Source organism: Kribbella sp. NPDC000426 (assembly GCF_040300265.1).
Lineage (GTDB): Bacteria > Actinomycetota > Actinomycetes > Propionibacteriales > Kribbellaceae > Kribbella.
In genome coordinates, this window is record NZ_JBEPDK010000001.1 from 721,607 (window position 1) to 745,231 (window position 23,625).

Genomic DNA, 23,625 nt, shown 5'->3' on the forward strand with positions numbered 1-23,625 from the left:
CCTACATCAAGTAAGACGACAGGCCGCGCTTCAGGAACTTCCCCCGGCCCTTGCGGCCATGATAGTTGCCGTCAGCCACGATCACCTCGCCGCGCGAGATCACCGTGCCCACCCGGCCCTGGATCTCGACCCCTTCGTACGCCGAGTAGTCCATGTTCATGTGATGCGTCTCGACCCCGATCCGGGTCGTCCCGTTCGGGTCGTAGATCACCAGGTCGGCGTCGGATCCGGGCTGGACGATGCCCTTCTGCGGGTACAGCCCGAACATCCGGGCCGGCGTCGTCGCGATCGTCTCCACCCAGCGCTCGAGCGAGATGTTGCCGTCGACAACGCCCTGGAAGATCAGGTCGACCCGGTGTTCGACGCCGCCGATGCCGTTCGGGATCTTGGAGAAGTCGCCGATGCCCATCTCCTTCTGATCCTTCATGCAGAACGGGCAGTGGTCGGTCGACACGATCGCGAGATCGTTGCTGCGCAGACCCTTCCACAGATCGCGGGCATGCGACTCGTGCTTGCTGCGCAACGGCGTCGAGCAGACCCACTTCGCACCTTCGAACCCGGGCGCGCCGAGCTGGTCCTCCAACGTCAGATAGAGGTACTGCGGACAGGTCTCCGCGAACACGTTCCGCCCGAGGTCCCGCGCCTCGGCGACCTTGGCCAGCGCCTGACTCGCGGACAGGTGGACGATGTACAGCGGGCAGTCCTGCGCAACCTCGGCCAACGCGATCGCCCGGTTCGTCGCCTCGGCCTCCAAAGCCGCCGGGCGGGTGATCCCGTGGTAGATCGGGTCGGTCTCGCCACGTTCCAGCGCCTGCTGGACGAGGACGTCGATCGCGATGCCGTTCTCCGCGTGCATCATGATCATCGCGCCGTTGGCCCGCGCGGTCTGCATCGCCCGCAGGATCTGCCCGTCGTCGGAGTAGAAGACGCCCGGGTACGCCATGAACAGCTTGAAGCTGGTGATGCCCTCGTCCGCGACCAGCTGGTCCATCGCTTTCAGCGCATCGGTGTCGACGCCGCCGAGGATCATGTGGAACGCGTAGTCGATGTGGCACTCGCCCTCGGTCTTCGCGTGCCAAGCTGCGAGCCCGTCCTGCACGACCTCACCGGTGCGCTGGATCGCGAAGTCGATGATCGTCGTCGTTCCGCCGTACGCCGCGGCCCGGGTCCCGGTGTCGAAGGTGTCGCTGGCCGACGTACCGCCGAACGGCATCTCCATATGGGTGTGGGCGTCGATCCCGCCCGGGATCACGTACTTGCCGGAGGCATCGATCACTTCGTTCGCGGTGATCGTCGGCGTGAACGACGGATCGAGTACGGCGACGATCTTCTCGCCCTCGACCAGCACGTCCGCGACCCTGGTTCCGGTCGGTCCGACGACGGTTCCACCTTTGACCAGCAACGACATTCAGGCCACTCCCCTTTGAGCGCTGAGGTTCTACGGCTTGGTGAGGTCTCCGTACGCGTCCGGGCGGCGATCGCGGTAGAACTGCCAGCGGTCCCGGACCGTGTCCAGCAGTCCGAGGTCCAGGTCGCGGACGATCAGTTCCGGATCGTGGTCATGGCCGACCTCGCCGACGAACTTGCCTTCCGGGTCGACGAAGTACGACGTCCCGTAGAAGTCGTTCTCGCCGAACTCGGACTCGATGCCGACCCGGTTGATCGCGCCGATGAAGTACTCGTTCGCGACCGCACTCGCGGGTTGCTCCAGCTTCCACAGGTACGCCGAGAGCCCGCGGCTGGTCGCCGACGGGTTGAAGACGATCTTCGCGCCGGCCAGGCCGAGCGCGCGCCAGCCCTCCGGGAAGTGCCGGTCGTAGCAGATGTAGACGCCGATCCGCCCGACCGCGGTGTCGAAGATCGGGTACCCGAGGTTGCCCGGGCGGAAGTAGAACTTCTCCCAGAAACCCTTCACCTGCGGGATGTGGTTCTTCCGGTACTTGCCCAGATAGGTGCCGTCGGCATCGATCACGGCCGCGGTGTTGTACAGCACGCCCGGCTGCTCCTGCTCGTACACCGGGAGCACCGTCACCGTCCCGAGCTCCTGCGCCAGCGCGGCGAACCGCTCGGTCGTCGGGCCCGGCACGGACTCGGCGTACTCGTAGTACTCGGCGTCCTGCTTCTGACAGAAGTACGGTCCGTAGAACAGCTCCTGGAAACAGATCACCTTCGCACCCGCGGCGGCCGCCTGCCGCGCGTAGTCCTCGTGCGCCTTGATCATGGACTCTTTGTCGCCGGTCCACGACGTCTGCACCAAAGCAGCCCTGACAACGTCCGCCACAAGACCTCCCCAAGTAGAGGTCCCATGCTCTATCCGTTACATACCAGCCGTCAACGGATGCCCCGATCGGGGTCAGATCGTGATGGTGCGGGCGCTGCCGATGCGGACGTGGCCGCCGACTGTGGCGTGGGTCGGGGGCTCGTGGGTGGTGTAGAGGTGCGAGCCGGCGCCTTGGACGATGTGGAGGTCGCGGCCGAGTTGGGCGGTCAGCTGGGTGACCGCGGAGCCGGTGGCCTCGTCCTCAACGACGCCCATCGCGGGAGCGAAGGCACGGGCGCGGATGATGCCGCTGGGCTCGTCCAGCCAGGACCAAAGGAAGGTGTGGCCGGCGTCGTACGACGTGGGCTCGGCCGCCAGGACCGCCTCAGGCGAGTCGAGTTGGCGCCATTCCCAGGTGCTGCCCCAGGTCGTGTCGGCGCGGACCGAGAAGAGATCGTCGCTGCGGGTGACGGCGATGGCGCCGGCCGGGACGTGGAGAGTGTCGACCAGCTGGCCGGTCGAGTGCAGCCAGGCTGCTGCGCCGACGGTCGGGTGGCCGGCGAAGGCCATCTCGCCGGTGGCGGAGTAGATGCGGAGCGTGCCGGTCGCGGCGTCGTCGACGTACACGGTCTCGCTGTACCCGAGCTCGGCGGCGAGCCGTTGCCGGTCCGCGGCCGGGACGAGGCGGCCGTCGACGATGCCCAGGGGGTTGCCGAACCGGCCGTCCGGGTCGGTGAAGACGTGGACGACCTGGACGGGGATCGAGGTCAAGTCAGAGAACTGCGATGGCGGCGATCACCGCGATCAGCAGCACGGCGGCGCCGATGACGGCGAGCACGCGGCCGTTGATCTTCGGATCGCGGGTCGTCTCGGTCGAGCCCTCGTTGACGAACGCGCGGAACATCTGCGTGTTCGCACCCGGGTCCTGCTCGTTCTCCACGTTCTGCGGGACGTTCTGGTCAGCCATGGGCCAAGACCCTACCTGCCGCCGGGATCGGCCCGGCAGACCGCCCACAGAAGCCTCACACAGACCTGATGTACCATTTGGTACATGCGCTTCGATCACTCCAGCACGATCCAGGCCTCGCCAGAGCGGGTCTGGGAGGTTTTCAGCGATGTCGAGCGGTGGCCCGACTGGACCCCGACTGTCGATTCCGTCGAGCGGCTCGACGCGGGCCGGATCCATCTCGGGTCCCGCACCCGGATCCGCCAGCCCAAGCTCAAGGTCGCCGTCTGGGAGGTGACCGAACTGAAGGACGGGGAGTACTTCGAGTGGGTCTCCACCGCTCCCGGGCTGAAGACGACCGGCGGGCACCGCGTGATCAGCACCCCGGAAGGTACGGTGGCGACCGCGACGATCATCCAGGAAGGTCCGCTCAGCTGGCTCTTCGGCAGGTTGTACGCGGGCCTGACCAAGCGCTACATCGCCACCGAGACCGAGAAGCTGAAGGAAGTCAGTGAGTCGAGAGAGTCTGCTGGCTGACGCGGTCGAGCATTTCGCCAAGAACGGGATCGGCGACGCCAGCCTGCGCAGTATCGCGGCCTCGGTCGGCACCAGCCACCGGATGCTGATCTACCACTTCGGCTCCCGCGAGGGGCTGCTCGCCGAAGTGGTGCGCACGGTCGAGCAGCAGCAGCGTGACCTGCTGGCCGAGGTGCTGGCGACCGACCTCCCGGTCGCCGAGCAGAACGAACTGTTCTGGCGCCGGGTCACAGAGGCGGCGCTGATCTACGGACCGCTGTTCTTCGAGCTCAGCGCGCACGCGATGCAGGATCTGCCGCACACCGAGTCGCTCAAGGCGGATCTGATCAACGTCTGGTTGCCGCCGTTGATCGAGCTATGCATCCGCGCGGGGCTCCCGGCGGACGAGGCACCGGCGTACGCGCGGCTCGGTCTGGCGGCGTCGCGGGGTCTGCTGTTCGACCTGCTGCTGACCGGCGATCACGCGGGCGTCGACGAGGCGTCCGCGCTGCTCAACCGGCTGTTCAGTCCCCCGGTTGGGTAGGCGTCGCCACCCAGCCGGCCACGATCGGCAGCCGCGATTCCCGCAGTACGGCGGTGAACGCGAACGGCCGGTCCAGCGCGAGCTCGAGCCGGCGCTGCTTGGTCGTGATCATCGCGGCCCGGGTCATCGCCATCGCCGTCACCGCCGCCGCCTCGAACCCGGTCGCGAAGAACCGCGCGAGCACCTTCTGCTTGGCCTGCCCGACTTGGAGCGGAGTCGGGCTGAGCGCACTGAAGTGGCCGTGATCGCCGGGATCCGAGGTGACGGCGGTCAGGCCGAACAGCTCACGTGACTGCATCAGGTCGTGCTCGATCTCGACGTTGAACGACGGCAGTGACAGCTTCAGATCCGGCCGCGCCGACGTCGTCTGCCCGATCCGTACGCCTGGCGCGACTTCGGCGCCTTGCTCGCCCTGCTCGATCAGGGTCTGGCCGGACACTCCGTCGCTTGGGTCGGCGACCGCATCCAGGAGGCCGGCCAGCACGTCGGCCCGCGGGGCCTGCGGTTGCCCGATCCCTAGCAGTACGTCGACATCGGCATCGCCCTGCACCGTGACGACCGTCAGGTCGCCGTACCGCCCTACGGCGTCGAGGTCCGAGTCGACGCGGTCGAGCCAGTGCCACGAGCCTGCCCACGGCCCATCAGGCACGCGCCGGACCTGCTCGGTGAACGGGCGGACCCAGGTCGTGCGCAGCAGCAGGGCCGACGCGAGCACGAGGAGTACGCCGGGGTCGAGCTCGAGTGGCATCTCGCGGATCAGGTCGTCGGTGTGATCGGCGGCCCACGCGTCCAGCTTCGGCTTGTCGACCGCGGGGTTGCCGGTGAGCATGCCGACGAGCGGAGCGGGCATCACGGTGTCGAACGACTCCGCGAGCTTCAACTGCTCGCTCACCCACACACCGAGCGCGGCATGCAGGTCGGCGGATCCCTCGATCGCCTCGATCAGCCGGATCGCGTCGGTCGAACCGTTCGCCGCGTCCACCCCGGCGGCCGCGGCAAGCTCGCTCCGGCCAGGCTCGTCCGCCCCGGTCGCAAGCAACGCGAGCAGCGGCCACAGCCCCAGCCCGGACACGACGGTATTGCCCGCCGGAAGACTCCGAGCCCAGCGAGCCGTGAGGTCAGTGACTGCGCGCACCACGTCGGCATTCATACCCACCACACTGCCACGCCCGGCTCTGTTGATGCTGATTTTCATTTCCGGCGGGGTTCTGCCAGCATTCCCGCATGGCAACGGCCAAGGAGGAGTCCTCGGGGTCTTCGATCGCGTTCACCGCGACGTTGATCCTGCTGGTCGGTACGGCGCTGTTCGGGCGGCGGGTCTTCTCCGGCTGGTTCACCGCGGACGGGATCCGGACCTGGGCGACGATGTTCGTCGGCGTGACCGTGCAGGCGATGCCGTTCCTCGTCCTCGGTGTGCTGCTGTCAGCTGCGCTGACCGCGTTCGTGCCGGCGTCGTTCTTCGCCAAGGCACTGCCCAAGAACCCTGCCCTCGCGGTCCCGGTTGCCAGCGCGTCCGGCGTCGTCCTGCCTGGGTGCGAGTGCGCGTCGGTGCCCGTGTCGGCCGCGCTGATGAACCGGGGGGTCACGCCCGCCGCAGCGATCGCCTTCCTGCTCTCTGCGCCGGCGATCAACCCGGTCGTGCTCACGTCGACAGCGGTCGCTTTTCCCGGCCAGCCGAAGGTGGTGGTCGCACGAGCGGTCACGTCACTCGCGGTATCGATGGTCCTTGGCTGGTTGTACTTGCTGACCGGCAAAGGGTTGAAGCCGCCGAAGAACCGGCATGCGCACGACGCGGGCAAGTTCGACGTGTTCCGGTCCGCGATGCTGCACGACTTCCTGCACGCCGGTGGATTCCTCGTGATCGGCGCCGCCGCCGCAGCCACGCTCAACGTCGTCGTACCGCGGACCTGGCTGGATCACGTCGCCGGGAATCTGCTGCTGTCGGTCGTGATCCTCGGCCTGCTCGCCGTCCTGCTGGCCATCTGTTCCGAGGCGGACGCGTTCGTCGCGGCGAGCTTGTCGCAGTTCTCGCTCACCGCGCGGCTTGCGTTCATGGTGGTCGGGCCGATCGTGGACGTGAAGCTGATCGCGTTGCAGACCGGGACGTTCGGGCCGAGGTTCGCCGTACGGTTCGCGCCGACGACCTTCGTCATCGCGCTCGTCGCCAGTCTGCTCGTCGGGTGGTGGTTGCTGTGAAGCGGAACATCGCCGGACTGGTGATGGTGTTCGTCGGCGCGGCGGTGCTGCAGCTCGCGACGTCCGGGACGTACCTGCGCTACGTCAAGCCCGGCATGCGGTGGATGTTGCTGGCGGCCGGGCTGATCCTGATCGCGCTCGCCGTCACCGACGTACTGATCAGGACCCGGGAGGAGCACGACCACGGCCTGCCGCGGACCGCCTGGCTGCTCGTTGTTCCGATCTTCGCCCTGCTCGTGGTCGACCCGCCTGCGCTCGGTGCCGACGCCGCCCAACGCCAGTCGCCTGTTGCCGCGAAACCGGCTCAAGGCGCGTCTTGGCTGGGCGGGAACACAAGTGGACCCACGGCCCTCGCGGTCCGCGACTACGCCGTCTGGGCGGTGTGGGAGCAGGACAGTATGAAAGGCCACTCGTTCCAGCTCACCGGCTTCGTCACCCCGGCCAAGAACGGCGTCTGGTACGTGACCCGCATCGGCCTGACCTGCTGCGTCGCGGACGGTACGGCGTACATGGTCGAGGCCCGTGGTCAGGCGGCGCCGCCGAAGAACCAGTGGGTCACGATCACGGGCCAATGGGGCGAGCCGACCAGGCGGGTCGACGGCGACGTCGCCGCGCTGACCGTCGAGACCATCACGCCGACTACGGCGCCGGCGAACCCGTACGAGTAGCCCTCACACATTCCGGCGCTGCGCCGTTCCATGCCCATGAAGCGAACTGTCGAGCCCAAGGTCTTGTACTTCGGTACGCCGGTAGTACTGATCAGCTCCCTCAACCCCGACGGCACCACGAACCTCGCCCCGATGTCGTCCGCGTGGTGGCTCGGGTACACCGCGATGCTAGGGATGGGGACCAGCGCCCAGACCGTCAAGAACCTGGTCGAGCGGCCGGAGATCGTCCTCAATCTGGTCGATCCGGACATGGTCGCCGCGCTCGACCGGATCGCCCTGCTGACCGGGTCGCAGGAGATGTCCGACTCGAAGCGGGCGCGCGGATACCGGTACGAGCCGGACAAGTTCGCCGCGGCCGGGCTGACCCGTGAGCCGAGTGAGCTGTCCGCCCTCCACACCGTCGTCGAGAGCCCGATCAACCTCGAAGGCCGCATCGTGGCGATCAACGAGATCGGCGGGCCGGACTCCCACCTGTGCTCGCTGGAGATGCGGGTCGAGCGAGTCCGGGTCCGCGAGGACCTGCTGATGAGCAACGACCGCTACATCGACCCGCTGCGGTGGGATCCGCTGATCATGAAGTTCACCGAGTACTTCGCCGGCGGCAGTCCGGCGTACGCGTCCTCGCTCGCGCGCGGCTGGCAGATGCCGCCGATGCCGATCCCGGTCGGGTCAGGCGACTGACGTCAGCTCCGGGTCGCCGGACTCCGCGGGCTTTACTGCGCGCGGGGTCCGGCGCCGGATGATCGTGCAGGCCATACCGCCGATCACCAGTACTGCGGCGATCCCTTGCTGCAGCCCGACGGCCTCGCCACGCAGTACCCAGGCGGCCGACATCCCGACGATCGGCACGAGCAGTGAGAACGGCGCGACCGTGCTCGCGTCGTACTGCCTCAGCAGGTAGCCCCACACCCCGAAGCCGAACAGCGTGGCGCCGAAGGCGAGGTACGCGATCGCGCCGATGCCGCTGAGGTTGATGTCGCGCAGCGCGTCGACGTCGGCGCGCGGTCCTTCGGTGATCAGGGAGAGGACCAGCAGGGGTACGACGGCGACCGCGCTCACCCAGACCATGAAGCGCAGCGTGTCCGGTGGCTTGGCGTAGCGGGTGATCGTGTTCGACACACCCCAGAAGCCGGCCGCGACGATGACGAGAACCAGCGCGCCGAGCGGGGCCGACAGCTTGCGGTCGAGGACGATCAGCGCGATCCCGACACAGGCGATCACGATGCCGATGAGCTGAGCCGGCCGCGGACGCTCCCGCAGTACGGCGATCGCGAACAGGACCGTGAAGATCACCTGGGCCTGCAGGACGAGCGACGACAGACCGGCCGGCACGCCGTGGTCCATCGCGATGAACAGCAGACCGAACTTGGCCACACCGAGCGCGAGCCCGACGCCGACGACGTACCGCCAGGGGACGCGCGGTTTGCCGAGCAGGAAGATCGCCGGTACGGCGGCGAAGAAGAACCGCAGCGCGGACAGCAGGAGCGGCGGCACGCCCTCCAGACCGACCTCGATGATGACGAAGTTGATGCCCCAGACAACGACGACGGCGAGCGCGAGGAGCAGGTCACGAGGCTTCATACGGTCCAGTGTGGGTGGCGGTACACTTAAGGACCAGCACCGATTTCTATCGCCTTCAATGTAGGAGTGCTACATGATCGATCTCGGTCGGCTCCGCGCGTTGCACGCGGTCGCGCAGTACGGGTCGGTCAACCGGGCCGCCGAGGTGCTCGGCTACACACCCTCCGCGGTGTCGCAGCAGCTGGCGAAGCTGGAGCGCGAGACGCGCACGACGCTGATCGAGCGGCAAGGGCGCGGGATCGTGCTGACCGACGCCGCCCAGCAGCTCGCGTCGACGGCGGCCCGGATTCTGGCGCTGGTCGAGGACGCCGAGCTGACGCTGGACGAGCAACGTGGGCAGGCGATCGGGACGCTCAGCATCGCCGCCTTTCCGACCGCCGCGCGCGGGTTGCTGCCGTCGGCGCTGGTGCGGCTCGTCCATGATCACGAAGGGCTGGACATTCGCGTCCGCGAGACCGATCCGTTCGAGGCGGTGGCGGCGGTCAATCGTGGCGAGATCGACGTGGCGGTTGTGCACGACTGGCACAACACGCCGCTCGCCTTGCCCGAAGGCTTGTCACGGGCGAAGCTCGGCACGGATCCGGCCGACGTACTGGTGCCGGCGTCGCATCGCCTGGCCGGCAAGGAGTTCGTGCGGGCGGAGGACCTGGTGGGCGAGCGCTGGATCTGCCAGCCGGCCGGGTCGATCTGCCACGAGTGGCTGATCCGGACGATGCGTCGCGCCGGCGTCGAGCCGGAGGTCGCGTACTCGATCGCGGAGTATCAGACCCAGCTCGCGATGCTTGCCCGCGGCATCGGCATCGGTCTGCTCCCCCGCCTCGGCCGCGGCCCGGTCCCCGCCGGCGTGGTCGTCGTACCCCTGCAGCCCGCGCCGACCCGCCGCCTGTACGCCGTCTGGCGGACGACCACGTCGCGCCGCCCGGCGATCGCGGTGACCCTGGAAACCCTGAAGTCAGCCTGGCCGGACCGCGACACGGCCTGATCAGCTGAGCCGGCAGGCAGGCTCCACCGACGGCGCATCGACGATCTGCCGGAGCTTGACCTCGGTCTCCTCGTCGAGCGCCGTGTAGATGGTCGCCCGCAACGGCCCGACCGGCGACAGCCACAGGTTGATCGGATCGATCCGCAGGATCCCGAACCCGTCGATCTCCAGCATCTTCGTCCGGGTGCTCGGCGCTGCGACGTCGTACCGCTCCCACAACTCGGCGAAGTACGGCGAGTTCCTGAGCAGGCTCTGGATCAGGTCCTGCCAGAGCGCGTCACCGAGGTGGTCGGCCGATGCCGCCCGGAACGCCGCGACCATGTGGTGTTTGGTCGACTCGGCGTCGACGAAGCTGCAGTTCCACTCGTTCGAGACGAAGTTCAGCCAGAGCATGTTCCGGTCCTCGACCGGCACTTTCTCCAGATCGATGATGACCCGGCAGTACGCGTCGTTGAAGGCGAGGATGTCGTACCGCTTGTTCAGCACCACTGCCGGGTACGGCGAGACCGCGTCGAGGGTCTTCTGCGCCGACGGCGGCAGCGCCGAGCACACTCCCGGCGCCGGATCGGAGCGGATCCCGGCCAGCCGGTACAGGTGGATGCGCTCCTGCCGGTCGAACCGAAGCGCCGTCGCGATCGCGTCCAGGACCTGCGCGGACACGTTGATGTCGCGCCCTTGCTCGAGCCAGGTGTACCAAGTGACCCCGACCCCGGCGAGCAGCGCAACCTCCTCGCGCCGCAGTCCCGGCGTACGCCGTCGGCCGCCGGGCGCGAACCCGACGTCGTCCGGCCGGATGCGTTCCCGCCGACTGCGCAGGAACACCCCGAGCTCTCGCCGCTGGGCCGGCACGGTTCTGTCGGTGGCGGCTGGGAGAGTGGTCATGGTTCCATCATGGGCACAGTTCGATCCTGGTGCCAGGTGCTGTCAGTAATAGGATAACCAGGCTCTCACCACCAGGTTCGGAGTCCGTCCAGGCTGGACGCATGACAGACCAGCTCCAAGCCGCCACCGGAGTGCCCGCCCGGCCGCAGGCCGTCGCCGCCCCGCTGAAGCCGGTGACCCTCACGACTCTCATCTTCGGTGCCTTCCTGCCGATGCTCTCCTTCTTCGTCATCAACGTCGCTCTGCCCGCGATCGGCTCGGACCTGCGAGCCACCTCGGGCGAGCTCCAACTCGTGGTGGGCAGCTACGGCATCGCCGTCGCGACCCTCCTCGTGGTCGGCGGTCGCCTCGGCGACAAGTTCGGCCGCAAACGCCTGTTCCTGATCGGGCTGATCGGCTTCACCGTGATGTCGCTGATCTGCGCCCTCGCCCCGAGCATCGGCGTACTCCTGGTCGCCCGCGTCGTCCAGGGCGCGGCCGGCGCCGCCGTCACCCCGCAGGTGCTGGCGACGATCACCAGCGTCCTCACCGGTGAACACCGCGCCCGCGCCATGGCCATGTACGGCGTCGCAGGCGGTGCGGCGGCGGCGTTCGGCCAGATTCTCGGCGGCGTACTGGTCGAGGCAAACGTCTTCGACCTCGGCTGGCGGGCCGTGTTCCTGGTCAACGTCCCTGTCGGGATCGTGGGCGTGGCTGCGGCAGTCCGGCTGATCCCGGAGACCAAGGCCGGCAAGGCGCAGCGGGTCGACCTGGTCGGAGCCGCACTGCTCGCGCTGACGCTGGTCCTGCTGCTCCTGCCGCTCACCGAGGGCAGGCCGCTCGGCTGGCCACTGTGGACCTGGCTCTGCCTGGCAGCGACGATTCCGGCCGTACTGACCCTCGGCGTACACCAGCACCGGTCAGAGCAGTCCGACCGGTCTCCCCTGATCCCGCCGACGGTGCTGCGGTTGCGGGCGATGCGGATCGGCCTCCTGCTGGCGGTCGCGTTCTTCACCACGTTCGGCGGCTTCATGTTCGTGTTCGCGATCGCCACCCAGGGTGAGGCGCACATGTCCCCGCTGGAAGGCGGTCTGAGCCTGCTGCCGATGGCTGTCGGGTTCCTGATCACCTCGATCTACGGACCACGCCTGCAGGTGCGGTACGGCGCCGGCCTCATCGTCCGCGGCTGGATCATCCAGGGCGTCGGGTACGCCGTACTCGCGGTCGCTGCACTCACCCTGTGGCCGGACGTGAACCCGCTCAAGCTCGCCGTACCGATGCTGATCGCCGGCTTCGGCTCCGGCCTGGTCATGGTGCCGCTGATGGGTGTCGTACTCAGTCAGGTCCCGCCGGCACAGGCAGGTCTCGGTAGCGGCATCCTGCTCACCAGCCAGCAGACCTGCTTGGCTCTGGGCGCAGCCACGGTCGGCACGGCCTACCTGTCGCTGGCCGGCAGCTCCTGGGGCCAAGGCGGCGCACTGGCCGCGGTAGCCCTGGCCATCACCGCGATCTCACTACTGATGACCCCGGTGACCAACCAGCTCCGCAGTCGCTAACGCAGGGCTGGTCCGGTCGACTCACGGACTACGAGCCGTGGAACGAGCGACTCTTGCCGACGAGGTGACTCCGGGTCCGCCAGGCGCGCCCGGAGTACCTCGACCGCTCTGTGACCGACCTCCAGCTTCGCCGGCGACACAGCGGTCAGTGGTACGTCGGACAACTCGGCGATCTCGTCGTCGTAGCTGATGACCGACAGCTCACCCGGTACGTTGATCCCGCGGGCCAGCGCCACGTTGAGGAGCAGGTTGGCCTCGCGGTCCGCGAAGCAGATGACGGCGGTGACCCGCTCCCGCCGTACCTCGGTCAAGAAGCGCTCGACGTCCGCACCGGTCCAGCGGTCGAGCGCACGGCCCAGCACTGGCACGTCACCCAGCCCGGCTCGCACCTGCGGTGCGGTATGCGGGCTGGTGCGTTCGAGGTAGGCGATCCGGGTGTGCCCGAGCTCCTTCAGGTGCTTCAGTGCCAGCCGAGCACCGGCCGCGTGGTTCGTGCCGACGAACTCGTGCAGGGTGGCCGGGTCCTCCAGTCCACGCTCCACCAGCACCACAGGCAGATCCAGCTCCTCGAGCTCGGCCGTGTCCGGTGCGACGATCAGACCGGCGACACCGGCACCGACGAGCCCATCGATCGCCAGCCTGGTCTCTGCGGAGTCCCACTCGGTACTGCGGAGCAGCATCTGGGCGCCGTGCTTGGCCAGCTCGCGTTCGATCCCCACGATGATCCGCGGGTAGTAGTACGTCATCGACGGCACGGCGACACCGATCAGCGGACCGGTGCTAGGGCTCGCGATGTACATCCCTGAGCCTTGACGGCGGTACACCAGCCCGTCCTGGACCAGCAGGTCGACCGCCCGGCGAACGGTGTTGAGGCTGACGCCCTGCTCGGCGGCCAGCTGCTGCTCGGTCGGCAGCTTGCCGCCCGGCCAGCGCAGCTCGGCGATCCCCCGGCGCAGCTCGGCGGCCAGGAGCCGTGCCTTCTGGCCCCGTACGACGTCAGTCACAGCGCTGACTCTACCGGGATGAATCCGAAAATTCATTCGCATGAATCTGTTGCCAAAGGGAATGACTTGGCACAGACTCATTCGTCAGCAGCGCCTCAGTGATTCCGCCACCACTGCAGGAGACCTCATGAAACGCAGGACGTTCCTCGCCGCCTCGACCGCAACCGCCGCCGCCATGACACTGAGCCCTCGAGCCTTCGCCGATCCCGCCGACCCCGTTGACATGGCCGCTCTCCGCCGGAAGTGGGCCGACGCGCTCACCGGCGGATCGGTCCTCGATCCTTCCGACCCCGACTTCGCCGCTGCCCTGACCCGTCTCGACGCCGGCGCGACAGCCTCGCTCGCCAAGCTCGACCGATCGGCATCGCGCACACAGGTCTTCACCGACTACCCGCTGACCGCCGATCCCTCGGTCGCGAACACGTACGTCCGGCTGGAACAACTCGCCACCGCCTGGGCGACGCCGGGTTCGCAGTACCACTCCAGTGCGAGCCTGCTCGCCGACCTCCAGGCCGCACTGGAGTCGATGGACCGGCTGATCTACAACCCCGGACAGGCCGAGTTCGGCAACTGGTGGTCGTGGGAGATCGGCGCGACCCGGCCGCTCGCGAACACGATGGTCCTGCTGTACGACGTCCTGCCGGCCGAGGCCCGGGCGCGGTACTGCGCCGCGATCGACCACTTCGTGCCGGATCCGTACCAGATGTTCCCGCCGTCGCGCGCGGTCGTGTCGACCGGAGCCAACCGGGTGGACCTGTGCCAGGCGACCATCGTCCGCGCGCTCGTCACCGAGGACGAGGCAAAGCTCGTGCACGCCCGGGACGGGTTGAGCGACGTCTGGCAGTACGTCACGACCGGCGACGGGTTCTACCGCGACGGCTCGTTCGTACAGCACACCTGGGTCGCGTACACCGGCACCTACGGGCAGGTGCTGCTGGGCGGGATCGGGAAACTGCTCGCGCTGCTCGCGGGTTCGCCGTGGGCGGTGACCGACCCGAAGCGGCAGATCCTGTTCGACTCCGTCGCCAGAACGTTCCTCCCGGTGGTCCACGATCTGCGGATGATGGACTTCGTCCGCGGGCGCGCGGTGTCGCGCAACACCGAGTCGGACCACGACGACGCCTACATCGCCGCCGAGGCGATCCTGCGCCTGGCCGCGGGCGTCGATGCGTCGCTGGCCGGCCCCTGGCGCGCCGCGGTCGCCGGCTGGCTGGCGCGCGACACGTTCGGCAACATGTTGTCGGGGGCAAGCATTCCGCGGGTCGCGCTGATCAAGTCCCTGCAGGGTGTGCAGCCGGCCGCGGAGGCGGACGGGCATACGTTGTTCGCGAGCATGGACCGGTCGGTGCACCGGCGGTCCGGTTGGGCGTACTCGATCTCGATGGCCAGCCGCCGGATCGCCTACTACGAGTGCGGCAACGGCGAGAACGACCAGGGATACCACTCCGGGTCCGGGATGACCTACCTCTACGACCACGACAACGGGCAGTACGCGGATGCCTTCTGGCCGACCGTCGATCGCTGTCGTCTGCCCGGCATCACGGTCGACAAGTTGCCGCTCGCACCGAAGGCCGGCGGCGAGTGGGGAGCGGCTCGGCCCACGAGCACCTGGGTCGGCGGCAGCACCCTCGACGGGTACGCCGCCGTCGGCCAGGACCTGCAAGGGCCGTCCTCGCCGATGCGTGCGCGGAAGTCGTGGTTCTGCCTGGACCGGTACGTCGTTGCCCTAGGCACCGGTATCACCGGCAGCAGCGGATATCCGGTGGAGACCGTGGTGGAGAACCACAACCTGCACAGCGACGGGACGAACACGCTGACTGTCGACGGCCAGGTACGGGTTCCGGGGCTCGGCGACACGGCGACGATCGAAGACGCGCGCTGGGCACACCTGGAGGGTGTCGGCGGATACGTGTTCCCGTCGGGTGCGGACGTGAAGGTACTGCGGGAGGCCCGGACCGGCGCGTGGCGGGACGTCAACACGGGTGGCCCGACGACACCGATCACGCGGCGGTACGCGACCCTGTGGACCGACCACGGGGTGGATCCGGCGGGAGCGTCGTACAGCTATCTGATCGTTCCGGGGGCCTCGGTCGCGCAGACCAGGGCGTTGTCGCGGAACCCAGGGGTTGTGATCCTCAGCAACACCACGGTGGTGCAGGCCGTGCTCGATCTCGGACACGGTCTGACGCTGGCGAACTTCTGGCAGGCCGGTCGGGTCGGTGGGCTGGTTGCGGACGACCCGTGTTCGGTCGTTCGCCGGATCGACGGACCGACCGTTCGGCTCGGTATCTCGGATCCGACCCAGTTGGCGACTTCGCTCCGGCTGCACCTGCTCGCACCTGGCGCACGGCTGGTCGACGCGGACGAGGGCGTCACAGTACGCCGTACGCTGCTGGGCGCGGACGTGACCGTCGACGTGACCGGTGCGGCCGGCTCGACGCGGTACGTGACGCTACGGCTGTGACCAATGCGCCGGCCGCTCCACGGCCGGCGGGAGTTTGGTGGAGTGGTCGCCGCGTGCAGCGTTGACCTGGGACTGGGTGAGGAACAGGGCGCCCCTCAGATCGGCGCCGCGCAGGTCTGTGTCGCGCAGGTCCGCGCCGATCAGGTCTGCCTGGCGTAGATCCGCCTCGCGGAGGTCAGCGCCGATCAAGTAGGCGCCACGCAGGTTGGCCTTGGCGAGGTCGGCGCCTCGGAGGCGGGCTCCGATCAGGTCGGCGCCGCGACGTTCCTTCTTCTTGCTTTGCTTGCCGCGGACGCGCTGGCTGGTCTTGAGGAGCAGTTCGTTCACGGCTGCGCGTTCGGCGTTCACGTCGACGGTCGTGAGGTCCGGCGTACGGCTGACGTCCTCGATGCGGGCGATCGCCTCGCGCGCGGTCTCGTCGTACTCGAGGACCTGGTCGAGGTACCAGAGCAGCTCGTGCAGCTGGCGGAGGATCGGGAGCGCCGCGAACATCTCCGGTGCGGACTGCCCGCGGCTGGTGATCGCCTGGCCGGCGCCGAAGCAGTCGTACACCGTGCAGCCCTGGAAACCCTTGCTGCGCAGGTCTTTGTGGATCGTGCAGCGGAAGTCTGTGCTGAGATTCGGGCAGGCTTCACCGGCCGGCTTGTCCAGCGCGAAGTCCGCCGACTTGGTGAAAGTGAGCGCGATGCAGCACAGGCCGACGCAACTACCGCAGTCGGCGCGGAGCTCAGTTCTGCTCGGCAACCGTGTGGCCGGTACGGCGCCAGCGGATGCCGGCCTCGATGAACTCGTCGATCTCACCGTCGAAGACCCCGGACGTGTTACCGGACTCGTACTGCGTCCGCAGGTCCTTGACCATCTGGTACGGGTGCAGGACGTACGAGCGCATCTGGTCGCCCCACGAACCGGCCACGTCGCCGCGCAGCGCGTCGAGCTGGGCCCGCTCCTCGGCCTTCTTCAGCGCGAGCAGCTTGGCCTTCAGGATGACCATCGCGCTGGCCTTGTTCTGCAGCTGGGACTTCTCGTTCTGGCAGGAGACCACGGTGCCGGTCGGGATGTGCGTGATCCGGACCGCGGAGTCGGTGGTGTTGACGCTCTGGCCACCCGGCCCGGACGACCGGTACACGTCGATCCGCAGCTCTTCTTCGGGTACGTCGATCTCGTCGGTCTGCTCGAGCACCGGGACCACCTCGACCGCGGCGAACGACGTCTGCCGGCGACCCTGGTTGTCGAACGGCGAGATCCGCACCAGCCGGTGCGTCCCCGACTCCACGCTCAGCGTGCCGTACGCGTACGGCACCTTGACCCCGAACGTGGTCGACTTGATCCCGGCTTCTTCGGCGTACGACGTGTCGTAGACCTCGGTCGGATAGCCGTGCCGCTCGGCCCAGCGCAGGTACATCCGCTGCAGCATCTCGGCGAAGTCCGCGGCGTCCACACCGCCCGCGCCGGAGCGGATCGTCACCAGCGCCTCGCGCTCGTCGTACTCACCGGACAGCAGCGTGCGGACCTCGAGAGACTGGATCGACTTGGCCAGCGAGCCGAGCTCCTTCTCCGCCTCGGCCAGGCTGTCCGCGTCGTTCTCCTCGCGGCCGAGCTCGACCAGGACGCCGAGGTCGTCGACCCGGCTACGCAGCGCGGTCACCCGCTCCAGGTCGGCCTGCAGGCTGGAAAGCCGCGACGTCACCTTCTGCGCGTTCGCCTGGTCGTCCCAGAGGTCGGGCGCAGCGACCTGCTCGCCGAGCTCGTCGATCTCCTTGCGCAGTGCAGGGAGATCGAGCACCTTCTCGATCGAGGTCATCGTCACGTCGAGCTGCTTCAGCTCCGCGTCAAAATCCAGTCCAGCCACAACTAAGCAGCTTAGCTCAGGCGAGACCGCGACGAAGAACGGCGAAGATCTGGGTGATCGCGCGCTCGAGACCTGTCTGGGCCGCCGCGAGCTGCTCCGGGGATGCGTCGTCGGCCAGGATGTGCATCAACTGCTCCTCGAGCACCTTCTGTGCGGCGGCGTACTGCGCGGCGATCAGCCTGTTACGCAGGTGGTCCGGCGCGCGTTCGTCGAGGGCTTCGGTGAGCGTCGTCTCCAGCTCCGCGGCCTGCAACCGGCGACGGGCCTCCAGCGCCGGGCTGTTCTCGATCGTGCGGACGAACTGCTTCCAGGTCGCCAGATGCCCGACCTCGAACCGATCCCGCGTGCCGGCCAGGTAATGCGCCTCGAGCACATCGATCGGATCCGCCTCGGCCGGCGACTCCCGGACCGCCCGCGCGGGCCCCAGCCACCACCCCGACTCGTCGAAGAACAGATCCTCCTTCGCCGGGAAGTGGTTGAACACGGTCTGTACGGCGACGTCGGCCGCGCGCGCCACCTCGGCAACGGTGACCGCGTCGAACCCGCGCTCGAGGAACAGCCGCGTGGCCACGTCCGAGATGGCATGCCGCGTCTGCTGCTTCTTGCGCTCCCGCCGCCCGAGCTCCATTGCCACACCGTAGAGCATCTGCTTTACTGAATCCATTGTTGTAGTCACTACATTTTTGGAGCACATCCAATGACCATTCTTGGTCACCGGTGGCCGCGGCGCGATCGCCCGCGCCGTCACCGCCGGCCTGATCGCGGCCGGACACGACGTCCGCATCGCCAGCCGCGAGCCCTCCGCTCTCCCGTCGGCCATCGGCTACGACCCCGCCGACCCCGCGCCTGCTCTTCGCGACATCAGCCAGGTCTTCCTGTACTCCGACCCGCAAACAGCACCCGCCTTCGTTGCCGCAGCCGAGGCCGCCGGCGTGAAGCAGGTCGTGCTGCTCTCGTCGCTGTCCTCACTCGGCGGTCCTGACGATCCGCACGCGAAGACCGAGCAGGTGATCGCCAACGGGTCGTACGCGACGACGCGCCTGCAACCCGGTGCGTTCATGAGCAACGCGAAGTACTGGGCGCACCAGGTCCGCGCGACCGGTCAGATCCGGCTCCCTTACCTCGATGCCGAGGAGGCCCCCATCCACGAGCAGGACATCGCCGACGCGGCGCTCCGCATCCTCCTCGACGGACCCGGCAGCGCCCACGACGGTCGCAGCTACCCGCTCACCGGTCCGGAGTCGATGACCCGTCGTCACCAGATCGGGCTGATCACCGCGGCCACCGGCGTACCGATCGAGGCGGTCGACCTCACCCCGGACGAGGCCCGCGCTGAGATGCGAATGCGCGACGAAGGCCAGCGCGAGACGCTGCTGGCCTACTGGAAGTCCCGCGTCGGCCTGCCCCAGCGCATCGAGCCCGGCGTCGAACTCCTCACCGGCCACACCGGCCGCACCTTCACCACCTGGCTCGCCGACCACCCCGGGCTGTTCTGAGCTCAGCGGATCGGCACGATGGCGGCGGCCTCGGAGGAGAGGTTGGTCGAGGTGGGGAAGCCAGGTGGGTGGAAGGGGAGGTTCGCGGTGGAGGTCAGGCGGACGGTGACCGTGGCGCCGTTGACGTCGACGGACCAGCCCAGGCCGTCGAATCTGTTGCTGGCGGCAACTTCGTTGAGGTAGTCGGCGGTCAGGCGGGCGGCCTGGTCGGGGTCGAGCTCCGCGTTGCCGCCCGCGCCGGGCTGGGCGTAGACCGCGGCCAGGCCGTTGGCGGCCGCGAGAACGGCGCCGTCGGCGGTCGCGTCGAGATCGCGGCGGACCAGGAAGGCCTTCGAGATATCGGTCACCACGACGATCATCAGCAGGATCACCACGGTGAACCCGATGATCAGCACGGACATCTGCCCGTCCTCGCCCCGCCTCCGCCGACTCATCCGTCGCCTTTGGCTTCGCGGTAGTCGCCGAACGCCTCGGTGTGCGAGGCACTGATGCGGATCGCCGGCGGCTCGCCACCGAGCGCATCGGGGATCAGCGGCAGGCGTACTTCGGTGTTGAGCGTGACGGTCACCGTCGACCCCGGCTGCAGACAGGCCGGGTTGCAGCTGATCGTGAGCTCGTCGGTGGTGAGGTCCATCCCCTGGTCCTTCATCGCCAGCTTGGCGGCCTCGAACGCCCGCGAGCGCGCCTCGTCCTCGGACACGCCGTCCGGCACGATGACGAAGGCCCGTCCCGCGGCGCGGGTCGCCGCGGTCGCGCCGTACGACGCGCGCTGGACATCGAAGACGCCGAGCATGAAGTACACCAACGGGACCATCAGCAGGATCGCCAACCAGGAGAACTCGACGATCGCGCTCCCGCGCTCGTCCCGGCGGCGCCTCATTCGCCCGTCTCCTTGACCGCGTGCCCGTGGACGCTGAACGAGATACCTGGTCCCCACAGCCCGAGCGGCGGCATGTGAGCGTCGACGGTGACCTCGACGCCGGGCTGCCCGTCGACATCGGTCGCCTCCGCCGACACCGAGTCGATCAACTGGTCCCGCACCACACCGCTGATCAGCTCGCGCGTGCGTGCCTCACCGTCGGCCGGCTCCCGGTTGAGCACGGCCGCGTAGTGCGCGCCCTCGGAGGCGGCGGCGGTCACCGTGTTTCGCACATACAGGAACAGGCCGACCTGCAGGATCCCGAGGAACAACGGCACCACGAGCGTCGAGACCAGGACGAAGTCGACGACCGCCGCGCCCCGCTCACCACGGGCTCTGCGCATTACTTGTTCGAGACCGAGGACAGCGCGTCCTTGAGCATGGTGGCGAGCTGGTCGCCGGCCACCCGCCAGATCACGACGACCAGGCCGGCCGTCATCACGGTGATCAGCACCCAGCCGGGGACGTCGCCGCGCTCTGTCCGCGCCGGGCGCGGCCTCAGCAGCAACGCCACGAACAGTCTCGTCAGGTGTAGGGACATGACCTCTCCTCGATTCATCCGGCGATCAGCCGGATTCCGACAGCGCCCGGGTAGAAGGCGAAGGCGATGGTCACCGGGAGGACCAGGAAGATCACCGGCACCATCATGGCTACTTCGCGGCGCGCGCCCGACTCGATCAGCTCACGGCGCCCCGCTTCCCGGATGTCGGCGGCCTGCGCCCGCAGTACGTCGGCCAGCGGGGTGCCGCGCTCGAGCGCCACCGCCAGCCCGTCCGCGAAGCGCGAGAGCGCCAGCAATCCGGTGCGATCCGCGAGCGCGTCGAGCGCGCGGACCAGCGACTCCCCCGCCCTGGTCTCCGCCAGGACCCGTTCCAGCTCGTCGGCCAGGTCGCCCCGGCACGATCGCGTCACCCGATCGAGTGCCGCCGCCGGCCCCTCACCAGCGGCGACCGACAACGCCAGCAACTCGGCGACAGTCGGCAACTCGGCCAGCAGTCGCCGCTCGCGACGTCGTACCTGTGCGGTCAGGTAGGTGTCACGGCCGAGCACACCGAGGACACCGAGAACCAGGCAGAACACCATCAGGGCGACCGGATCCCCGGCGTTGAACGCCGCGGCGATGATCGAGATCACCAGGCCGGCGCCGAAAGCCAGCGCGCCCCACAGCAACTGCTCGATCCGGAACTCTTCCACCGTGCGCTGGATCCCGGCCCGCTGCAACCGCCGGCGGATCGTGTTCGCGCCGCCGAGGATCCGCTCGAGCCGGGCGGCCGCCGACCGCAGTGACGGCCCGAACAACCGCAGGATCGCGTAGAACGGCGACCGAGAATCGACCACGCCGACGAAGACATCCGGCGCCCCGAGATCCCGCAGGTACGGCGAGATCCGCTCGTCCACCGTCGGTTTGCGCAGGAACGACAACCGCAGTACGACGACGAGCAACCCCGCGCCGAGCAGTGCACCGAGGAAGCCGCCGACCAGCATCGGACTCATCGCAGCACCCGCTCGGGCTCGGGCAGGCGACCGATCCGCAGCATCAACCGGTACGCGAGCACGCAGATGACTGCGCCCGCGCCGATGATCAGCGCGCCGACGGGTGAGTTGTACCGCTGGATCACATCGCCCTGGAACGACAGCATCGCCAGCACCAACCAGGGCGCGGCGACGGCGACCCGAGCGCCGTTGACCGACCAAGACTGTCGCGACTCGAGCTCGGACCGGGTCCGGGCGTCGTCGCGCAGGAACGTCGACAGCGATCGCAGCAGCCGACCGAGATCGCCACCGCCGACCTCGCGCGCGATCCGCAGCGCCTCGACCACCCGGTCACCGACCGGGTCGGCCAGGCGAGCCTTCAACCGGTCGAGCGATTCGGCGAACCGGCCCGTCGACGCATAGTCCGCACCGAAGCGCCGGAACGGCTCCCGCAGCGGCAACGGCCCGCGCTCACCCACCTGGGCAAACGCCTCGGACAACGACAACCCGGCGCGAACCGCGGACGCGACGTTGTCCACCACGTCCGGCCACAACTCCCGGAACTCCGCCAGCCGCCGACGGGCCCTGGACCGCACCAACGCGATCGGCAGCCAGCCCGCCATCAGCCCGAACACCGCACCGACCGGCAAGGCCCTGGACACCAGGAACATCAGCACGAACCCCGCCAGCCCGGTGATCACACAAGCCCCCATGAACGCACCGGGAGTCAGGCCCTCGATCCCTGCACTGGCAAGCAGTTCACGACTCCTGCGGCGCAGCCGCCCGTCCTCGCCGGCCACCGCCTCGGACGGCGACACGAACGCCGCGATGATCAGCAGCACGCCGACCCCGAAGAACAACCCGATCAGGAGCCCCATCAGGCCACGCCCCGCGGCAGCTCGGTGAGCAGTCCGGCCACGTTGTACCCGGCCTGCTGGAAACGCTCCGGATGCGGCAGATGTCCCTCGGCGCGGCGCAGATACCCGTCGTACGTCACGAACAGCGACTCGGTCTCGATCGCCTGCTCCTCGACCCGCCCGGTGACCGCGACGATCTCCCGCACCCGGCGATGCCCGTCCGCCGCGATCCCCAGGTGCACGACGATGTCGACGCACCCCGCGACGGTCGGCAGCACGAAGCGGGAGCCGATGTTCTCGCCGGCCAGCAGCGGCAGCGTGCACATCTTGGTGAGCGCTTCGCGGGCCGAGTTCGCGTGGATCGTGCACATGCCGGGCAGGCCGCTGTTGAGCGCGAGGAGCAGGTCGAGGCACTCCTCACCGCGCACCTCGCCGACGATCACCCGCGACGGCCGCATCCGCAGCGACTCCTTGACCAGGTCGCGCAGCCGCACCTCGCCGGTGCCCTCGAGACCGGCCTGACGAGTCTGCATCGACACCCAGTCGGGGATCGGCAGCTTGATCTCGAAGACCTCTTCGCAGCTGATCACCCGCTCGCTGCCGGGGATCGAACCGGCCAGCGCGTTCAGCATCGTGGTCTTGCCGGCCTGCGTGCCGCCCGAGACCAGCACATTGAGGCCGACAGCAACGGATGCTTCGAGCACCGCGGCTGCGTGCGGTGTCAGCGAACCCAGCTGGACCAGGTCGGCCAGTCTGGTCGCGCGGACGGTGAACTTGCGGATGTTGATCGCCGCATACCGCTGGGTGATGCCGCCGAGCACGATGTGGACCCGGCTCCCGTCGGGCAGGCGGGCGTCGGTGAACGGCTGCGACACGTCGATCCGGCGGCCGGTGGTCTTGAGCATTCGCTCGACCAGGTCGCTGACCTCTTCCTCGGTCAGGACGGTCGTGGTCAGCTCGTGCCGGCCCTCACGGGCGATGAAGACCCGGCTCGGCTCGTTGATCCAGATCTCTTCGACGGTCGGGTCGTCCAGATAGCGCTGCAGCGGCCCGAAGCCGGCGACCCGGTCGTGCACCTCCCGGCTGACCGCCTCCACGTCGCCGATCGGCGGGACGACGCCGGTCAGGCTGCGCTCGTCGTACTCCTTGACGACCAGGGCGACGATCGCGTTCACCGCGCCGGGATCGCGGAGCGGGTCGATGCCTTCGCGGCGGACGACGTCGCGCACCTGGGCGTCGATCAGCTCGATGGCACCATCCCACCCGGACCGGTGCGCGTCGAGCCTGTCCGCTGTCATCGATCTCCCCGTGTGTGTCCCGTTTGGCGACCGTGCGGTCACCATGCGCGACCATCCTTTCAAGTCCGGAGCGGCCCGCGCCACTCGCGGAGGCGACCCTGTGGACAACCGTGACACGCCGGAGGCTCACTCACCGTATCCATCGCCTCACCACC

At 68.7% G+C, this 23,625-nt stretch carries 27 protein-coding genes; 9 read left to right on the forward strand and 18 right to left on the reverse strand.

Going from position 1 to position 23,625, the window contains the following annotated elements:
- Window position 1: 1 nt before the first annotated feature.
- The 4 genes from hydA to ABT313_RS03580 all read right to left on the reverse strand — a co-directional run bounded on the left by hydA (window position 2) and on the right by ABT313_RS03580 (window position 3,227).
- On the reverse strand, window positions 2-1,408 hold the full coding sequence (hydA, locus tag ABT313_RS03565; protein ID WP_350848230.1) for a dihydropyrimidinase: 1,407 nt from the start codon (window positions 1,406-1,408) through the stop codon (window positions 2-4).
- Between the two features lie 30 nt (window positions 1,409-1,438).
- Window positions 1,439-2,281, reverse strand: coding sequence for a nitrilase-related carbon-nitrogen hydrolase (locus ABT313_RS03570; protein WP_350848232.1), 843 nt, complete (start codon window positions 2,279-2,281; stop codon window positions 1,439-1,441).
- A gap of 72 nt (window positions 2,282-2,353) precedes the next feature.
- Window positions 2,354-3,031 (reverse strand): PhzF family phenazine biosynthesis protein, encoded by a 678-nt coding sequence (locus tag ABT313_RS03575; RefSeq protein WP_350848234.1) that lies wholly within the window; start codon window positions 3,029-3,031, stop codon window positions 2,354-2,356.
- Window position 3,032: 1 nt separating this feature from the next.
- On the reverse strand, window positions 3,033-3,227 hold the full coding sequence (locus tag ABT313_RS03580) for a hypothetical protein (RefSeq protein ID WP_350848235.1): 195 nt from the start codon (window positions 3,225-3,227) through the stop codon (window positions 3,033-3,035).
- An 84-nt stretch (window positions 3,228-3,311) separates the two neighbouring features.
- On the opposite strand from ABT313_RS03580, the gene ABT313_RS03585 reads away from it, so the two are divergent.
- Complete coding sequence (locus ABT313_RS03585) at window positions 3,312-3,743, forward strand: SRPBCC family protein (protein WP_350848237.1); 432 nt, start codon at window positions 3,312-3,314, stop codon at window positions 3,741-3,743.
- On the forward strand, window positions 3,718-4,266 hold the full coding sequence (locus ABT313_RS03590; RefSeq protein ID WP_350848240.1) for a TetR/AcrR family transcriptional regulator: 549 nt from the start codon (window positions 3,718-3,720) through the stop codon (window positions 4,264-4,266). Before ABT313_RS03585 ends, ABT313_RS03590 begins: the two co-directional genes overlap by 26 nt.
- Here the strand turns inward: ABT313_RS03590 and ABT313_RS03595 are convergent.
- Entirely contained in the window at window positions 4,247-5,416 is a 1,170-nt protein-coding gene (locus tag ABT313_RS03595) for a serpin family protein (protein WP_350848242.1), read from the reverse strand. The two genes, ABT313_RS03590 and ABT313_RS03595, sit on opposite strands and share 20 nt — an antisense overlap.
- Window positions 5,417-5,490: 74 nt before the next feature.
- Between ABT313_RS03595 and ABT313_RS03600 the strand changes: the two genes are divergently transcribed.
- From ABT313_RS03600 to ABT313_RS03610, 3 genes are read left to right on the forward strand one after another with little or no spacing between them, the layout of a single operon-like run.
- Window positions 5,491-6,462, forward strand: a complete 972-nt coding sequence (locus ABT313_RS03600; protein ID WP_350848244.1) for a permease — start codon at window positions 5,491-5,493, stop codon at window positions 6,460-6,462.
- Window positions 6,459-7,130, forward strand: coding sequence for a TIGR03943 family putative permease subunit (locus ABT313_RS03605; RefSeq protein ID WP_350848246.1), 672 nt, complete (start codon window positions 6,459-6,461; stop codon window positions 7,128-7,130). Before ABT313_RS03600 ends, ABT313_RS03605 begins: the two co-directional genes overlap by 4 nt.
- Before the next feature lie 36 nt (window positions 7,131-7,166).
- Window positions 7,167-7,811, forward strand: coding sequence for a flavin reductase family protein (locus ABT313_RS03610; protein ID WP_350848248.1), 645 nt, complete (start codon window positions 7,167-7,169; stop codon window positions 7,809-7,811).
- On the opposite strand, the gene ABT313_RS03615 is transcribed toward ABT313_RS03610, so the two are convergent.
- On the reverse strand, window positions 7,800-8,711 hold the full coding sequence (locus ABT313_RS03615; protein WP_350848250.1) for an EamA family transporter: 912 nt from the start codon (window positions 8,709-8,711) through the stop codon (window positions 7,800-7,802). The genes ABT313_RS03610 and ABT313_RS03615 overlap by 12 nt on opposite strands.
- Before the next feature lie 73 nt (window positions 8,712-8,784).
- On the opposite strand from ABT313_RS03615, the gene ABT313_RS03620 reads away from it, so the two are divergent.
- Window positions 8,785-9,693, forward strand: coding sequence for a LysR family transcriptional regulator (locus ABT313_RS03620; RefSeq protein ID WP_350848252.1), 909 nt, complete (start codon window positions 8,785-8,787; stop codon window positions 9,691-9,693).
- Here the strand turns inward: ABT313_RS03620 and ABT313_RS03625 are convergent, their stop codons facing one another.
- The gene (locus ABT313_RS03625; protein ID WP_350848254.1) at window positions 9,694-10,575 is read right to left on the reverse strand and encodes a helix-turn-helix transcriptional regulator; all 882 of its coding nucleotides are present in this window, start codon (window positions 10,573-10,575) and stop codon (window positions 9,694-9,696) included. It lies immediately after the preceding gene.
- 101 nt (window positions 10,576-10,676) lie between these two features.
- Between ABT313_RS03625 and ABT313_RS03630 the strand changes: the two genes are divergently transcribed.
- Window positions 10,677-12,110, forward strand: a complete 1,434-nt coding sequence (locus ABT313_RS03630; RefSeq protein WP_350848256.1) for an MFS transporter — start codon at window positions 10,677-10,679, stop codon at window positions 12,108-12,110.
- Here the strand turns inward: ABT313_RS03630 and ABT313_RS03635 are convergent.
- Window positions 12,107-13,114: a GntR family transcriptional regulator gene (locus ABT313_RS03635; protein ID WP_350848258.1), complete on the reverse strand. Its 1,008-nt coding sequence runs from the start codon at window positions 13,112-13,114 to the stop codon at window positions 12,107-12,109. The two genes, ABT313_RS03630 and ABT313_RS03635, sit on opposite strands and share 4 nt — an antisense overlap.
- Window positions 13,115-13,241: 127 nt before the next feature.
- Between ABT313_RS03635 and ABT313_RS03640 the strand changes: the two genes are divergently transcribed.
- Complete coding sequence (locus ABT313_RS03640; protein ID WP_350848260.1) at window positions 13,242-15,578, forward strand: polysaccharide lyase 8 family protein; 2,337 nt, start codon at window positions 13,242-13,244, stop codon at window positions 15,576-15,578.
- On the opposite strand, the gene ABT313_RS03645 is transcribed toward ABT313_RS03640, so the two are convergent.
- From ABT313_RS03645 to ABT313_RS03655, 3 genes are read right to left on the reverse strand one after another with little or no spacing between them, the layout of a single operon-like run.
- The gene (locus ABT313_RS03645; RefSeq protein WP_350848262.1) at window positions 15,567-16,322 is read right to left on the reverse strand and encodes a pentapeptide repeat-containing protein; all 756 of its coding nucleotides are present in this window, start codon (window positions 16,320-16,322) and stop codon (window positions 15,567-15,569) included. The genes ABT313_RS03640 and ABT313_RS03645 overlap by 12 nt on opposite strands.
- Entirely contained in the window at window positions 16,306-17,427 is a 1,122-nt protein-coding gene (prfB, locus tag ABT313_RS03650; RefSeq protein WP_350848264.1) for a peptide chain release factor 2, read from the reverse strand. Before prfB ends, ABT313_RS03645 begins: the two co-directional genes overlap by 17 nt.
- A 16-nt stretch (window positions 17,428-17,443) precedes the next feature.
- Complete coding sequence (locus ABT313_RS03655) at window positions 17,444-18,073, reverse strand: TetR/AcrR family transcriptional regulator (protein ID WP_350848266.1); 630 nt, start codon at window positions 18,071-18,073, stop codon at window positions 17,444-17,446.
- A gap of 61 nt (window positions 18,074-18,134) precedes the next feature.
- Between ABT313_RS03655 and ABT313_RS03660 the strand changes: the two genes are divergently transcribed.
- On the forward strand, window positions 18,135-18,923 hold the full coding sequence (locus ABT313_RS03660; protein WP_350848268.1) for an SDR family oxidoreductase: 789 nt from the start codon (window positions 18,135-18,137) through the stop codon (window positions 18,921-18,923).
- Between the two features lie 2 nt (window positions 18,924-18,925).
- On the opposite strand, the gene ABT313_RS03665 is transcribed toward ABT313_RS03660, so the two are convergent.
- Genes ABT313_RS03665 through ABT313_RS03695 form a run of 7 tightly spaced genes read right to left on the reverse strand, consistent with a single transcriptional unit; the run spans window position 18,926 to window position 23,470 of the window.
- On the reverse strand, window positions 18,926-19,324 hold the full coding sequence (locus ABT313_RS03665; RefSeq protein WP_350848270.1) for a pilus assembly protein TadG-related protein: 399 nt from the start codon (window positions 19,322-19,324) through the stop codon (window positions 18,926-18,928).
- A 29-nt stretch (window positions 19,325-19,353) separates the two neighbouring features.
- On the reverse strand, window positions 19,354-19,803 hold the full coding sequence (locus ABT313_RS03670; protein WP_350848272.1) for a TadE/TadG family type IV pilus assembly protein: 450 nt from the start codon (window positions 19,801-19,803) through the stop codon (window positions 19,354-19,356).
- Window positions 19,800-20,186 carry a TadE/TadG family type IV pilus assembly protein gene (locus ABT313_RS03675; RefSeq protein ID WP_350848274.1) on the reverse strand — a complete coding sequence of 129 codons (387 nt, stop codon included), beginning with the start codon at window positions 20,184-20,186 and terminating at the stop codon, window positions 19,800-19,802. Before ABT313_RS03675 ends, ABT313_RS03670 begins: the two co-directional genes overlap by 4 nt.
- A complete protein-coding gene (locus ABT313_RS03680; protein WP_350848276.1) occupies window positions 20,186-20,383 on the reverse strand; it encodes a hypothetical protein in 198 nt (65 codons plus the stop codon). The genes ABT313_RS03675 and ABT313_RS03680 overlap by 1 nt, the downstream gene beginning before the upstream one ends.
- Window positions 20,384-20,397: 14 nt before the next feature.
- The gene (locus ABT313_RS03685; protein ID WP_350848279.1) at window positions 20,398-21,336 is read right to left on the reverse strand and encodes a type II secretion system F family protein; all 939 of its coding nucleotides are present in this window, start codon (window positions 21,334-21,336) and stop codon (window positions 20,398-20,400) included.
- Complete coding sequence (locus tag ABT313_RS03690) at window positions 21,333-22,193, reverse strand: type II secretion system F family protein (protein WP_350848281.1); 861 nt, start codon at window positions 22,191-22,193, stop codon at window positions 21,333-21,335. Before ABT313_RS03690 ends, ABT313_RS03685 begins: the two co-directional genes overlap by 4 nt.
- Window positions 22,193-23,470: a TadA family conjugal transfer-associated ATPase gene (locus tag ABT313_RS03695; RefSeq protein WP_350848283.1), complete on the reverse strand. Its 1,278-nt coding sequence runs from the start codon at window positions 23,468-23,470 to the stop codon at window positions 22,193-22,195. The genes ABT313_RS03690 and ABT313_RS03695 overlap by 1 nt, the downstream gene beginning before the upstream one ends.
- Window positions 23,471-23,625: the final 155 nt, after the last annotated feature.

Excerpts from the sequence above, each read along its gene's own strand:
- ABT313_RS03580 (WP_350848235.1), bottom strand. The coding sequence starts at position 3,227 with ATGGCTGACCAGAACGTCCCGCAGAACGTGGAGAACGAGCAGGACCCG.
- ABT313_RS03610 (WP_350848248.1), top strand. The coding sequence starts at position 7,167 with ATGAAGCGAACTGTCGAGCCCAAGGTCTTGTACTTCGGTACGCCGGTA.
- ABT313_RS03630 (WP_350848256.1), top strand. The coding sequence starts at position 10,677 with ATGACAGACCAGCTCCAAGCCGCCACCGGAGTGCCCGCCCGGCCGCAG.
- ABT313_RS03640 (WP_350848260.1), top strand. The coding sequence starts at position 13,242 with ATGAAACGCAGGACGTTCCTCGCCGCCTCGACCGCAACCGCCGCCGCC.
- ABT313_RS03615 (WP_350848250.1), bottom strand. The coding sequence starts at position 8,711 with ATGAAGCCTCGTGACCTGCTCCTCGCGCTCGCCGTCGTCGTTGTCTGG.
- ABT313_RS03585 (WP_350848237.1), top strand. The coding sequence starts at position 3,312 with ATGCGCTTCGATCACTCCAGCACGATCCAGGCCTCGCCAGAGCGGGTC.
- hydA (WP_350848230.1), bottom strand. The coding sequence starts at position 1,408 with ATGTCGTTGCTGGTCAAAGGTGGAACCGTCGTCGGACCGACCGGAACC.
- ABT313_RS03600 (WP_350848244.1), top strand. The coding sequence starts at position 5,491 with ATGGCAACGGCCAAGGAGGAGTCCTCGGGGTCTTCGATCGCGTTCACC.
- ABT313_RS03655 (WP_350848266.1), bottom strand. The coding sequence starts at position 18,073 with ATGCTCTACGGTGTGGCAATGGAGCTCGGGCGGCGGGAGCGCAAGAAG.
- ABT313_RS03670 (WP_350848272.1), bottom strand. The coding sequence starts at position 19,803 with ATGAGGCGCCGCCGGGACGAGCGCGGGAGCGCGATCGTCGAGTTCTCC.
- ABT313_RS03685 (WP_350848279.1), bottom strand. The coding sequence starts at position 21,336 with ATGAGTCCGATGCTGGTCGGCGGCTTCCTCGGTGCACTGCTCGGCGCG.
- ABT313_RS03620 (WP_350848252.1), top strand. The coding sequence starts at position 8,785 with ATGATCGATCTCGGTCGGCTCCGCGCGTTGCACGCGGTCGCGCAGTAC.
- ABT313_RS03625 (WP_350848254.1), bottom strand. The coding sequence starts at position 10,575 with ATGACCACTCTCCCAGCCGCCACCGACAGAACCGTGCCGGCCCAGCGG.
- ABT313_RS03695 (WP_350848283.1), bottom strand. The coding sequence starts at position 23,470 with ATGACAGCGGACAGGCTCGACGCGCACCGGTCCGGGTGGGATGGTGCC.
- ABT313_RS03690 (WP_350848281.1), bottom strand. The coding sequence starts at position 22,193 with ATGGGGCTCCTGATCGGGTTGTTCTTCGGGGTCGGCGTGCTGCTGATC.
- ABT313_RS03675 (WP_350848274.1), bottom strand. The coding sequence starts at position 20,186 with ATGCGCAGAGCCCGTGGTGAGCGGGGCGCGGCGGTCGTCGACTTCGTC.
- ABT313_RS03595 (WP_350848242.1), bottom strand. The coding sequence starts at position 5,416 with ATGAATGCCGACGTGGTGCGCGCAGTCACTGACCTCACGGCTCGCTGG.
- ABT313_RS03680 (WP_350848276.1), bottom strand. The coding sequence starts at position 20,383 with ATGTCCCTACACCTGACGAGACTGTTCGTGGCGTTGCTGCTGAGGCCG.
- ABT313_RS03665 (WP_350848270.1), bottom strand. The coding sequence starts at position 19,324 with ATGTCCGTGCTGATCATCGGGTTCACCGTGGTGATCCTGCTGATGATC.